Source organism: Sorangium sp. So ce385, assembly GCF_051474135.1.
Lineage (GTDB): Bacteria > Myxococcota_A > Polyangia > Polyangiales > Polyangiaceae > Sorangium > Sorangium cellulosum_D.
The window spans coordinates 2,267,277-2,278,810 of the sequence record NZ_CP150337.1 but is presented as its reverse complement, the minus strand read 5'-3'; the positions used below and the strand labels follow the sequence as shown (position 1 = coordinate 2,278,810).

At 70.2% G+C, this 11,534-nt stretch carries 11 protein-coding genes; 3 read left to right on the top strand and 8 right to left on the bottom strand.

What is annotated here, in order from left to right:
• Positions 1 to 2: 2 nt before the first annotated feature.
• Both WME83_RS08405 and WME83_RS08400 read right to left on the bottom strand, forming a co-directional pair.
• Positions 3 to 1,256, bottom strand: a complete 1,254-nt coding sequence (locus WME83_RS08405; protein WP_437318736.1) for a FecR domain-containing protein — start codon at positions 1,254 to 1,256, stop codon at positions 3 to 5.
• The gene (locus WME83_RS08400; RefSeq protein ID WP_437318735.1) at positions 1,253 to 1,891 is read right to left on the bottom strand and encodes an RNA polymerase sigma factor; all 639 of its coding nucleotides are present in this window, start codon (positions 1,889 to 1,891) and stop codon (positions 1,253 to 1,255) included. Before WME83_RS08400 ends, WME83_RS08405 begins: the two co-directional genes overlap by 4 nt.
• A 136-nt stretch (positions 1,892 to 2,027) precedes the next feature.
• Between WME83_RS08400 and WME83_RS08395 the strand changes: the two genes are divergently transcribed.
• From WME83_RS08395 to WME83_RS08385, 3 genes are all read left to right on the top strand, one after another.
• Positions 2,028 to 3,764, top strand: a complete 1,737-nt coding sequence (locus tag WME83_RS08395; protein WP_437318734.1) for a hypothetical protein — start codon at positions 2,028 to 2,030, stop codon at positions 3,762 to 3,764.
• Positions 3,765 to 4,116: 352 nt separating this feature from the next.
• Positions 4,117 to 5,364: a pectinesterase family protein gene (locus tag WME83_RS08390; RefSeq protein ID WP_437318733.1), complete on the top strand. Its 1,248-nt coding sequence runs from the start codon at positions 4,117 to 4,119 to the stop codon at positions 5,362 to 5,364.
• A gap of 53 nt (positions 5,365 to 5,417) precedes the next feature.
• The gene (locus WME83_RS08385) at positions 5,418 to 6,659 is read left to right on the top strand and encodes a pectate lyase family protein (protein WP_437318732.1); all 1,242 of its coding nucleotides are present in this window, start codon (positions 5,418 to 5,420) and stop codon (positions 6,657 to 6,659) included.
• A 224-nt stretch (positions 6,660 to 6,883) separates the two neighbouring features.
• Here WME83_RS08385 and WME83_RS08380 read toward each other — a convergent pair whose 3' ends face one another.
• The 6 genes from WME83_RS08380 to WME83_RS08355 form a co-directional block, all read right to left on the bottom strand.
• Entirely contained in the window at positions 6,884 to 9,310 is a 2,427-nt protein-coding gene (locus WME83_RS08380) for an ATP-binding cassette domain-containing protein (protein WP_437318731.1), read from the bottom strand.
• Between the two features lie 65 nt (positions 9,311 to 9,375).
• Positions 9,376 to 9,594: a hypothetical protein gene (locus WME83_RS08375; RefSeq protein ID WP_437318730.1), complete on the bottom strand. Its 219-nt coding sequence runs from the start codon at positions 9,592 to 9,594 to the stop codon at positions 9,376 to 9,378.
• On the bottom strand, positions 9,591 to 10,031 hold the full coding sequence (locus WME83_RS08370; protein ID WP_437318729.1) for an SRPBCC family protein: 441 nt from the start codon (positions 10,029 to 10,031) through the stop codon (positions 9,591 to 9,593). Before WME83_RS08370 ends, WME83_RS08375 begins: the two co-directional genes overlap by 4 nt.
• Positions 10,028 to 10,357, bottom strand: coding sequence for an ArsR/SmtB family transcription factor (locus WME83_RS08365; protein ID WP_020733615.1), 330 nt, complete (start codon positions 10,355 to 10,357; stop codon positions 10,028 to 10,030). Before WME83_RS08365 ends, WME83_RS08370 begins: the two co-directional genes overlap by 4 nt.
• 339 nt (positions 10,358 to 10,696) lie before the next feature.
• Complete coding sequence (locus WME83_RS08360) at positions 10,697 to 11,191, bottom strand: DUF3368 domain-containing protein (RefSeq protein WP_437318728.1); 495 nt, start codon at positions 11,189 to 11,191, stop codon at positions 10,697 to 10,699.
• Entirely contained in the window at positions 11,188 to 11,442 is a 255-nt protein-coding gene (locus WME83_RS08355; protein ID WP_437318727.1) for a UPF0175 family protein, read from the bottom strand. Before WME83_RS08355 ends, WME83_RS08360 begins: the two co-directional genes overlap by 4 nt.
• Between the last annotated feature and the right edge of the window lie 92 nt (positions 11,443 to 11,534).

Genomic DNA, 11,534 nt, shown 5'->3' with positions numbered 1-11,534 from the left:
GATCAGGGCTGCGCGGCGAGCTGTCGGGCCGTCTTGGCGTGGACCCCGCTCGGAAAGAGGCGCAGGTACTCCTGCGCCACCGCGCGCGCCGCGGTGGGCCCCTCGAGGATCTGGACCGTGCGCATCTTTCCCGCGAGCGCTTCCGCGGCGAAGGGGCCGCTCGGCGCCTCGCGGAGCGCCGTCTCGTACCAGGTCCTGGCGCGCGCGGCGGCGCCGCGGCCCTCGTGCAGGCGCCCGAGCAAGAAGGCTGCACGGCTCCCCGCGGCCTTCGCGTAGCGCGAGCGCAGGGCCAGCAGGGCCTGCTCGGCGAGCTCGCCCTGCCCCACGTAGCGAGCGGCGTCGGCCAGGGCGTTCAGATCGGCGGCGTCACAGGAGGCGAGACAGGCCTGCTCGCCCCGCGCCGCGGCCTCCTGGACGACGCGCCGGAACTCGCCCTGAGAAACGAGCTTGGTCCAGGACGGTTTGCCGCTCGGCGGGGCGGCCAGGGGCGCCGGATCTTCGGAGGAGCTCGGCTCCGGAGAGCTCGCGGGCTCCGGCGGCGCCGGCGCGACCTCGGCTCCCTCTCCCTGCGCGGCGGGAGGCGCGGGCTCGGGGCCGTGCGCCGCGGTGTCGCTGACGAGGAGCGTCCTCGCCGACGCGTCCCCCACGAAGCGCTGCCCCGCGCGCACGCTCACGGCGCCGAAACCGGCGTAGCCCTCCACCTCGACCGACCCCTCGTGCAGGATCACCTCGAGCCGCTCGCGGTCGGCGTCCCAGTGGAGCTCGAAGCGCGTGCCCGTGACGCGGACCACGAAGGGACCCGCCACGAAGCGCCAATCGCTGTGCCCGGTGCGCATGATCTCGGCGTCGACTCGGCCGCGCTCGACCGAGATGCGGGCGCCGCTCTCGTTCTTGATCTCGTCGATGCGGAGCCGCGCCCCTGCCGCCGCCCGGATCTGCGTCCGATCGGAGAAGGTGATCGCGGCCGGGTGATCGACGGGCACGCGCACATAGCCGCTCTCGTCCTCCGCCCCTTCAACGACGTAGTCGAGGCTTCGCTCCGGCAGCCAGAGGGAGAGAGCGAGCAACACGCTCCCGGCGAGGGCGAGCGGCGCAGCCCAGCGCACGACCGCCCGCGGCTTGCTCGCGCGAGCCTGCTCCTCGTCGACGCGGCGCAGGAAGGCGGCGCGCGCCTCGATGCGCTCTGTCTCGCTCAGCCGAGCGGCGCGCTGCAGGAGCTCCGCAACGGGATCGAGCTGTCGTCCGGGGTCGCTCATGGCCAGAGTCCTTCACGCTGAGACAAAAACTCCTGGAGGGCTGGCTCACACGCCTTTCGCAAGAGCTCGCGCGCGCCCTCGAGCTCCCGGCGTAACGTCGATTCGGACACGCCGAGGGCCGCGGCCGTCTCGAGCATGTCGAGGCCTTGGACGTGGCGCAGCACGAAGGCCATGCGCCGGCGCGTGCTCAGCCTGTCGAGCACGCGGTAGAGAGCGCGGAGCACCTCGCGATGCTCGAAGTCGACGCGCTCGAGGGCGCGCTCGGGGAGCTCCCCGCTCGGGGAGAGGCCCACCCAGCGGCGTATCTTGCGCTTCCGGATCTCGAGCGCCGCCTGCCGCGCCGCGATGGTCGCGAGATAGCCACGGAGGGCCTGCCCGTCCTGGATGCGCGCGGCGCCCTGGATCAGGGACAGGAAGACCTCCTGCACCAGATCTTCGAGGCTCGTATCGGGGCCGAGGGCGCCATAGAGCACACCTCGCACGAGGCCGGAGTACCGATCCCAGATGACGGCCATGGCCTCGCGCTCTCCTGCGGCCGCGCCGGCGACCAGGCTCGCGTCCGACCGCTTCTCGGCGGGAAAGCGGGCCAAGGTGGGCACCGGCGGCGGTGAGACGGAGCGCGTGGGGTGAGCCACTCCCTCCTAGTTACTTGGGGGCGTCTTGACCCGCCAGAAAAATTCGCCCGCTGCCGGCCCGCGGGATCGACGCAGGAAACTCCGAGCATTGTGCTTGCGCTCCACGGCATGGCCCCCCAGCTTTGCCGTGTTCGATATGCGCCTCTCCCGCAGCACCTGGGTCCTCGGAGCCGTCGCGCTCTCGGCCGCGGCCTGGGGGTTTTCCTGTGAGGACCAGCTCATCCAGACGGCCACGCGGCTCCCCGGGGACGCGGGCCTCGGCGGCAGCTCTCCTTCCCTCGCGGACCTCGCTTGCGAGGGAGATTCGCCCGACGACGAGCTCCCTCCGGGCGCCGCCTTCGGGGAAGGAGAGGAGCTCGCGCGCTCGCCGCTCGTCAGCGAGAGCTATGGTGCGCTCGAGGGCCCCGGTCTCTCCATCACGGCGCGCGATACCTTCCGCGTCTACTGGAACGGCGCCCTCATCGCCGTGAGCGAATCGGCCCGCGCTCCGCGCTTCGTGTCCCTCTCCTTGCTCCCGGGCGACAACGTGATCGCCGTGAGCGTCCATGCCGCAGCGGGGACCCCCGCGGCGCTCGTCCAGCTCGACGAGCTCGAGCGCAGCTACGGGAGCGGCAGCGACTGGAAGCTGAGCACGGCGCCGGAAGGAGACTGGACGGCGCCTGGCTACGACGACAGCGGCTGGACGGCGGCGCGCGACCTGGGGAGCGCTGGAGATCTGCCGGGCTGCGATCCCGGGGGTTCCTTTCCATCGAACACGACGGCTCGCTGGATCGGGCCGGCGCCCGGGACGAGGGGGCCCATCGCCCTCCGGAAGGTGATACGGGTCGAGCCGGTCGGCTTCGGCGAGGGCACCACCGGCGGCGCAGGCGCGACGCCCGTGCTCGTCTCGAGCTGGGCCGATCTCGAGAGGCTCGCCGGCTCCGACGCGCCGGCGGTGCTCTTGCTCGCCGAAGGCATCCACGATTTCCGCCGCAAGGGATCGGACGTCGCGGACATCGAGGTGTGCCCGAGCGCCTGCTCGGAGGATGCCGAGAAGACGTTTTATCAGGTCCTCACCGGGGATGCGACCTGCGCGAGCCCGCTCGTCGGCGCGACGCGGGACGATCGCATCCTCCGCTTCGGCTCGAACAAGACGCTGGTCGGGCTCGGACGCGGCGCGGCGCTGCCGGGTGTGACCATGGCCCTCGACGAGAGCCAGAACGTCATCATCCGCAACCTCGCCCTCTACGATCTGAACGCCGGCCTGCTCGAAGCGGGCGATGCGTTCACGCTGACACACCCCTCCAGGGTCTGGATCGATCACACGACCGTCAAGTGGATCAGCGACGCCTTTACCGACATCCTCGCCGGAACGAGCGCGGTCACCGTCTCGTATGTCCACTTCGACGGGAGCAACGAGGCCGAGTGCGGCGGCCGCGAGCGCTGGGCCTCCACGATCACCGACTCCGAGGTGACGATGCACCACTGTCGCTTCGATGAAGCGAGGACGCGCGCCCCCCTCGCGGTCGGCTCCCTGGCGCGCGTCCACCTGTTCAACAACGTGTTCTCGAACATCTCGGAGTGGGCGGTCGGCGCTTCGTGCGAGGGGCAGGTGCTGCTCGAGGCGAGCGTGTTCGAGAACGTCGAGGCAGCGACGCGGCGCTCGAGCTGCAGCGACGCGACGGGCCTCGGGCTCCTCCTGGCCGTCCCTGGCTCGAACCTCTACCGCGACGGGAGCGGCGTTCACCTGGGCGGCGGGGGCGAGGAGCCAGCCGATGACGTCTTCACGCCCCCCTACGACTACGCGCCCGAGCGGGCGAGCGATGCCTTTCCCCAGGTGCTCTCTCGCGCCGGCGCGGGAGGGCCCTGGGCGCTGCCGCTCGCGCGCGAGTGACGCCCGCCTTTTTTTGACGGGTCCGACCTCCCTCGAACAACCACCCGTCGTGTTGCCCTTCAGCGCGCTCTTCCGCCATTCCGGCGGCAGTCGAAACTTCCATCATCCTTCGCTCGGGGCGGTCGCGTGGATCTGCGCGGGCCGTCTCGCTCTCTTTGGCTCGTTCGCCTGTTCGAGCGAGCAGGACGCCGCCCCTCTGACCTCCGCGGCCGGAGGCGGCTCGTCCGCCGCATCCGGCGGGCCGTCGAGCGGCACGACCGCATCCGGCGGGCCATCGAGCGGCACGACGGGGAGCGGAGGCGCGGTGTCGCCCGGCGGCTCGGGAGGCGCTGGCACCGGCGCGAGCGCCGGCGTGCCCGTCGATTGTTCCCCGATCGAAGAGGCCGGCTTCGAGCTTTGCACCTCGGGCGAGGATTTCTGCGGCGCCGTCTTCCAGAACGGGAGCGGCTGCACGGCGGCGTGCGGAGCCGCAGGCCTCGCCTGCGAGGCCGCCTACGAGAACCTCGAGGGCAGCTGCGGTGCCAACGAGGCGCTCCCGGCCGTGCCGTGCGACTCGGGGCACCAGTCCGACTTTTGCCTGTGCCGCGGCCCTGCGAGCGGGACGGGCGGCAGCGCGGGGACGGGCGGCGATGGGGGCGGCGGTTCAGGCGCAGGTGGCTCGGGCGGCGGCAGCGGCGCGTCCGACTGCAACAGCGTGACAGGTGGGCCGCTCGTCGAGGTGAACCGGGATGGCTCGGGGGATTTCACCTCGGTTCAAGCCGCGATCAACAGCGTCGCCAGGTCGAACACGACGCCCACCGTGATCCGCATCGCCCCTGGGACCTACACCGAGAAGCTCGTCGTCGACCGCCCCCACCTGACGCTCTGCGGCCGGGCTGGTCAGGCGGAGACGACCGTGCTCACCTACGGCGACAGCGCCAGCACCTCGAACGGCGCAGGGGGCACGCTGGGCACCTCGGGGAGCTTCAGCGTCAATATCTCCGCGAGCGATGTCTCGGTCGAGAACATCACCTTCGCCAACAGCACGGGCCCAGGCGTGCAGGCCGTCGCTCTCCTCGTCTCCGGAAATCGCGTGCAGCTCCGTCGCTGCCGGGCCCTCGGTTACCAGGACACGCTCTACGTGAAGAACGGAACGCAGTACTTCAGGGACTGTTACATCGAGGGCAGCGTCGACTTCATCTTCGGGGGGGCCACGGCCGTCTTCGAGAACTGCACGATGCACAACGCCGCGGGCGGGACGGCGATCACGGCGCCGAGCACGGACGAATCGATCCCTTTCGGGATCGTGTTCCTCGGAGGACGGGCCACGGCGGCCGGCTCGGTCAGGTCCGGCTCGGTCGCCCTCGGTCGCAACTGGAGGCCGTACGGAGCGACCGCCTACCTCGGGACCGAGCTCGGCGCGCACATCGCGCCCCAGGGCTGGGTCCGCATGGGCGACAACACGCTCGCGACCGCGCGCTTCGCCGAGCACATGACCACGGGCCCTGGCGCGAAGCCGAGCGAGCGAGCCCCCGAGTCCAGGCAGCTCAGCGCGGCCGAGGCTGCGAGCTACACGGTCGAGGGCATCCTCGCGCCCTGGAGGCCCACGTTCGCGGACTGAGAGCGCCTCTCGTCAACCCCTGTCACGCAAGACCCAAGAAAGCTCAAAGAGCGATGAAGCAGAACCTCTTCGCCCCCTTCCTCCTCGCGCTCGCCCCTCTCGGCCTCGCCCTCGCCTGCGGGACTTCAGCGCCCGACGGCCCGGGAGGCATCGACTCGCTGGCAGGGGGGAGCGGGAGCACGGGCGCGACGACGGGAGGTGCGGCGAGCGGAGAGAGCTCGGCCGCCGGAAGCTCGGTCGCGGGTGGAGATCCGAGCCCCGGAGGCACGGGAGGCGGCGGATCGGCGAGCACCTCGGGGGGAGCGGGCGGCGGCGAGCCGGGCGCGGGTTCGGGGGGAGCGGGCGGCGACGGAGCCGGAGGCGCGGGCGGCGCGGTCGACAGCGAGGGTTGTCCCCTGACCCTGGAGGGCTTTGCCAGCGTGAGCGGCGAGGGCCAAGACGGGACCTACGGCGGACGAGACGGAGAGACGGTCACGGTGACGACGCAGGCCGATCTCGAGAAGTACGCCGGCGCGGCCGAGCCCTATGTGATCCGGGTCCAGGGCAAGATCGCGATGTCCCCCAAGGGCAAGGAGATCTCGGTCGCATCGAACAAGACCATCGTGGGCGTGGGCGCCACGGCCGAGATCTCCCAGGGGGGTTTCTTCCTGGGGAGCGGGGTGCACAACGTCATCCTGCGGAACCTGACCATCGGGGACACCTTCGTCGAAGGAGACTGGGAAGGGAAGACGCAGGACTTCGACGGCGTCCAGATGGACACGGCCCACCACGTCTGGATCGATCACTGCCACTTTCACCACATCGGCGACGGCATGATCGACAGCCGCAAGGACACCTCGTACTTGACCGTGTCCTGGAGCATCTTGAGCGATCACAACAAGGCGTTCGGGATCGGCTGGACGGAGAACCTCACCGCGCAGATGACCATCCACCACAACTGGCTCCGCGATCTGAACCAGCGGAACCCCAGCACGGACAACGTGCTCCGCGCCCACCTCTACAACAACTGGCTCCAGCGCATCGACTCCTACGGCAACTACGCGCGCGGCGGCACCAACATGGTGCTCGAGAACAGCGTGTTCGACACGGTGAATCGCCCGCATTATTATGACGACGGCACGCTGGTCGCCGCGGGGAACATCTACCGTTCCACCTCGGGGGACAAGGAGTCGAGCGGCTCCACGGTTTCCTTCTTCGATCCGAGCGACTTCTACGAGTACTCCCTCGATCCCGCCGACCAGGTCGAGGCCCTGCTCACCAGGTGCGCGGGTCCGAGACCCGAGCTCGGCCTTTGAGCCGCCGGGAGCGCGACGCGGCAGGGGGACCAACCCTCGGGGGAAGCGGCTCGACCGCCGCGCTCCAGGCCCTTCTCCGGCGTGCAGGGCGTTGTCGGCCGCGATCCGGGCTCCGATCGGGGGACGCGCTGTCCTGCTCAGCGGAGCCGGAAGAAGGCGGGGACGGCGGAGATCACGGAATGAGCTTATCGCGGTCGGGGATCGCTGACAGCCGGCGACGGCGGTCACGCCCTCTGACGACGAGCCCGAGGCGGCTCGGGCGCACCCCCTGAGGCAGCCTTCGGACGGCCGCCGACGAATGCCGCCAGGTGCTCGCCGGTCAGCGTCGACTTGGCCGCCACCAGGTCGGCCGGGGTGCCTTCGAACACGATCCGACCGCCGTCGTGGCCCGCGCCCGGCCCGAGGTCGATGATCCAGTCGGCGTGCGCCATCACGGCCTGGTTGTGCTCGATCACGATGACCGACTTGCCGGAGTCGACGAGTCGGTCCAAGAGCCCGAGCAGCTGCTCGAGGTCGGCCAGGTGCAGCCCGGTGGTCGGCTCGTCGAGCACGTAGACGCCGCCGTCTTCGCCCATGTGCGTCGCGAGCTTGAGCCGCTGCCGCTCGCCGCCCGACAGCGTGGTGAGCGGCTGGCCGAGCCGGAGGTAGCCGAGCCCCACGTCGGCCATGCGCTCCAGGATCGCGTGCGCGGCCGGCGTACGCGCCTCGCCGGCGCCGAAGAAGCGGGCCGCGTCGTCGACCGACAGGTCGAGCACCTCGGCGATGTTGAGCCCGCCGAGCCGGTACTCCAGCACCGACGCCTGGAACCGCCGGCCCTCGCACTCCTCGCAGACCGTGGCGACGCCGGCCATCATCGCCAGGTCGGTGTAGATCACCCCGGCGCCGTTGCAGGTCGGACAGGCGCCCTCGGAGTTGGCGCTGAACAGGGCCGGCTTCACGCCGTTGGCCTTCGCGAACGCCTTGCGGATCGGCTCCAGCATGTCGGTGTACGTCGCCGGGTTGCTCCGCCGCGAGCCGCGGATCGGGGTCTGGTCGACCGACACCACCCCTTCCCGGCCGCACACCGAGCCGTGGATCAGCGAGCTCTTGCCCGACCCGGCCACGCCGGTCACCACCACCAGCACGCCGAGCGGGATGTCGACGTTGACGTTCTGCAGGTTGTGCGTGCGGGCGCCGCGCACCTTGATCACCCCCGACGGCTTCCGCACCGACGGCTTCAGGGAGGCCCGGTCGTTCAGGTGGCGGCCGGTGAGCGTGCCGCTGGCCCGCAGCGCGTCGACGGTGCCCTCGAAGACCACCTTGCCGCCGGCGGTGCCGGCGCCGGGGCCGAGATCGACGACGTGGTCGGCGATGGCGATCACCTCCGGCTTGTGCTCGACCACGAGGACGGTGTTGCCCTTGTCGCGCAGCCGCCGCAGCAGGTCGTTCATCCGCTGGATGTCGTGGGGGTGCAGCCCGGCCGTCGGCTCGTCGAAGACGTAGGTCACGTCGGTGAGCGACGACCCGAGGTGGCGGATCATCTTGGTGCGCTGCGCCTCACCGCCCGACAGCGTGCCCGACGGCCGGTCGAGGCTGAGGTAGCCAAGCCCGATCTCCACGAACGAGTCGAGCGTCTCCCGCAGCGTCGCCAGGAGCGGCGCGACGGACGGCTCGTCCAGGCCGCGCACCCACGCGGCGAGGTCGCTGATCTGCATCGCGCAGGCGTCGGCGATGTTGATCCCCTTGATCTTGGAGGACCGGGCGGCCTCGTTGAGCCGGGTGCCGCCGCACTCGGGACAGGTGGTGAAGGTGACCGCGCGGTCCACGAACGCCCGGATGTGGGGTTGCAGCGCGTCGACGTCCTTGGACAGGTACGACTTCTGGATCGACGGGATCAGCCCTGCATAGGTGAGGTTGATGCCGTCGACCTTGATCTTGGTCGGCTCCTTGTGGAGCAGGTCGTGCAGCTCCTTCTTGCTGAACTTGCGGATCGGCTTGTCCGGGTCGAAGAAGCCGCAGCCCCTGAAGATGCGGCCGTACCAGCCTTCCATGCTGTAGCCGGGGATCGTGACCGCGCCCTCGTTGAGCGACTTCTTGTCGTCGTACAGCTGGGACAGGTCGATGTCGCTGACCGATCCCATGCCCTCGCATCGCGGGCACATGCCGCCGTTGACCTCGAACGTGCGCGCCTCGGTCTTCTTCCCGCCGGCCTTCTCGACCACGATCTGCCCGGCGCCGCGGACCGAGGGGACGTTGAACGAGAAGGCGTTGGGCGACCCGATGCGCGGCTTCCCGAGCCGGCTGAAGAGGATGCGCAGCATGGCGTTGGCGTCGGTGGCCGTGCCGACCGTCGACCGGACGTTGGCGCCCATCCGCTCCTGGTCGACGATGATCGCCGTCGTCAGCCCTTCCAGGACGTCGACCTCGGGCCGGGCCAGCGTCGGCATGAACCCTTGCACGAACGCGCTGTAGGTCTCGTTGATCAGCCGCTGCGACTCCGCGGCGATGGTGCCGAACACCAGCGACGACTTGCCCGATCCCGAGACGCCGGTGAACACGGTCAGCCGCCGCTTGGGGATCTCGACGCTGACGTCTTTCAGGTTGTTCTCCCTGGCGCCCTGGACGCGGATCAGGTCGTGGCGGTCTGCGGCGTGCTGGCTGGAGGCGGTCATGTTTCGCGATCCTGTCATGGATGTTCGACGGTGTGTGAAGAGATCCCCCCCGGCCGGCCGCCCGCTCAGTCGGCGCGCCGCCCGCTGCGCCACCTGGCGGCATACGGCAGCACGAACAGGTACAGACCGGTGAACAGGAGCAAGGCGAGCGGGAGCAGCGGCGAGTAGGTCACCCAGGCGGGAGGCTGCCCCTGTCCGGAGGCCAGGGCGACGAAGTTGGCGATAACGGCCACCGTGAAGGCGATGGACACCCAGCGGTGGCTCTCTCGAACCAGTTTGTTCACGGGAGCCTCGCGAGCAGCTCGACGAGCTTTCCGCCCATCATCTTCCAACCGTAGCGCGCGCCGCCGAAGTTCTGCTTCTGATCCGGCTTGAAGCCCGATTGCTCGAGCGACAGGCGGGTGCCCGACGCCGTGGGCGTGAGCGTGAACGTCACGACGGTGTCGAGGAAAGGGACGCTCCACGTGTAGCTGATCTTCCTGTGCGCCTCGATCTCGAGGATGCGACAGTCCACGGTGCCGTCCCACCCGGGGTAAGGCTGCGTCTTGAACGTGAACGCGGCCCCGGGATCGAGCTTGAACCCGACGGCGGGCAGGAGCCACTCCGCGAGCAGCTCGGGGTCGGTGAGCGCGCGCCACACCTTCTCCGGCGAATGGCGCAGATCGAATTCGAAGGAGATGGATTCGGTTTGCGACGGGGCTGTCTTGTCGATGAGGCTCATTCGTCCATTTTCTCCAGCAGGGCTTCGAGGCGATCGATGCGGTCTGTCCAGAAGGCGCGGTAGTGTGCGATCCAGTCGATGAGCGGCTTCATCCCGCGCGGCTCCACCCGGTAGTAGACGCAGCGCCCTTCGCGCCGGGCGTTCACCAGGCCGGCGTCCTTCAGCGTGGCGAGGTGCTGCGAGACCGCCGGCTGCGAGATGTCGAAGCGCGCCGTGAGGTCCTTCACCGCCGCTTCGCCGCGCGTGAGCGACTCGAAGATCGCCCGGCGGCTGGGGTCGGCCAGCGCCTGGAAGATCTTGTCTTCGGCCGCGGCCGCGCGCTGCATGCTGAACCTATAAGCCGACGCTTATGGATTGTCAAGCGCGCGGACCGGGCCGCCCGGGACCGGCGGAGCAGGGGTCGTGGTCCTCGCGCTCCTCGTCGGGCAGCACGTCGCAGGCCCGGTCGACGTCGACGGGATGGACACCAGCGTCGCCCCCGCCGACGACTTCCTCGCCTTCACCAACGGCGCATGCTCCCCGAGAGCGACCCATCCGCGTGAGCTACGGCACACCGAGGGGCGCCAGGGTGTCGAGTACGACGCCAGCCGCGAGGGGAATCATCGGGGACCTCGGGCCCAACGGACCTCGGACCCCACCAGCGCGGGTCCGCTCCGGCGCCCTCGTCAGTCCGTCTCTCCTGCTCGCTCCAGCACCGCACGCCAGACAGGCGCGGCCAGACGAAACCCGAACGTTTGCAGGCGCTCCAGCTCCGGGCCGATCCTGTCGACGAGCCCGCGCTCCTTTGCGGCCAAGAGCACGCCAACCGTTCCGGTGATGTGCAGGCCCAGGGATGCTGCGATCTTTCGCGCGTAGCCGTCGTCCAGGAGGACGAGCGACCCAGGGAGCGACCGCGAGAGCGCGATGCCTTCGGTTTCCCCGGCGCCAAGGCCGTCGATCCCCTGCAGCGCGTGAGCCGGGGGCGATCTTAGCTCGATCCAACCCAGGGTGGTCACGTCGGGCAGGTCCCTGCCCAGGCGAAGCCCCGTATTGAGCTCTGCCACGACGGCGGGTGGAACGAGCAGGTGCCGATAGAGCTGTTGCAGAACGTCGAGGCGCCCGAGTCGGTGCAGGTAACTCAGCGGCCCCGTGTCGCTGATCACCGCGATGGGATGCGTCATCCTGCCGCCGTCTTGGCAGCATCTACGTCGGCCGGGTCGAACGCGGCGGTCGAGATGCCGGCCTCCGCGAGCCGCGCGGCGAAGCGAAAGCGCTCCACGCACGCGATCTCGGCGGCCTTGGCCAGCGACACACGCCCCTCCTCGTAGAGCCGAACCGCAGCGGCGAAGGCGATCTCGGACGCCAGCCGCTCGGCGGGCACCTGGAGCGCTGCGCAGAGGTCGTCGGGTACTGTCAGGGCGACGATGGTCATGTCTCTCAGGTATCGCCGAAGGTGCCCCGTGTCGAGGCTGGCTCGCAGCCGCCGGCCAGCCCCGCGATGCCACAGCGGCACGCCGGGCTGCC

Coding starts and splice junctions, on each gene's coding strand:
- WME83_RS08405 (WP_437318736.1), bottom strand. CDS start 1,256: ATGAGCGACCCCGGACGACAGCTCGATCCCGTTGCGGAGCTCCTGCAG.
- WME83_RS08395 (WP_437318734.1), top strand. CDS start 2,028: ATGCGCCTCTCCCGCAGCACCTGGGTCCTCGGAGCCGTCGCGCTCTCG.
- WME83_RS08385 (WP_437318732.1), top strand. CDS start 5,418: ATGAAGCAGAACCTCTTCGCCCCCTTCCTCCTCGCGCTCGCCCCTCTC.
- WME83_RS08380 (WP_437318731.1), bottom strand. CDS start 9,310: ATGACCGCCTCCAGCCAGCACGCCGCAGACCGCCACGACCTGATCCGC.
- WME83_RS08370 (WP_437318729.1), bottom strand. CDS start 10,031: ATGAGCCTCATCGACAAGACAGCCCCGTCGCAAACCGAATCCATCTCC.
- WME83_RS08365 (WP_020733615.1), bottom strand. CDS start 10,357: ATGCAGCGCGCGGCCGCGGCCGAAGACAAGATCTTCCAGGCGCTGGCC.
- WME83_RS08360 (WP_437318728.1), bottom strand. CDS start 11,191: ATGACGCATCCCATCGCGGTGATCAGCGACACGGGGCCGCTGAGTTAC.
- WME83_RS08355 (WP_437318727.1), bottom strand. CDS start 11,442: ATGACCATCGTCGCCCTGACAGTACCCGACGACCTCTGCGCAGCGCTC.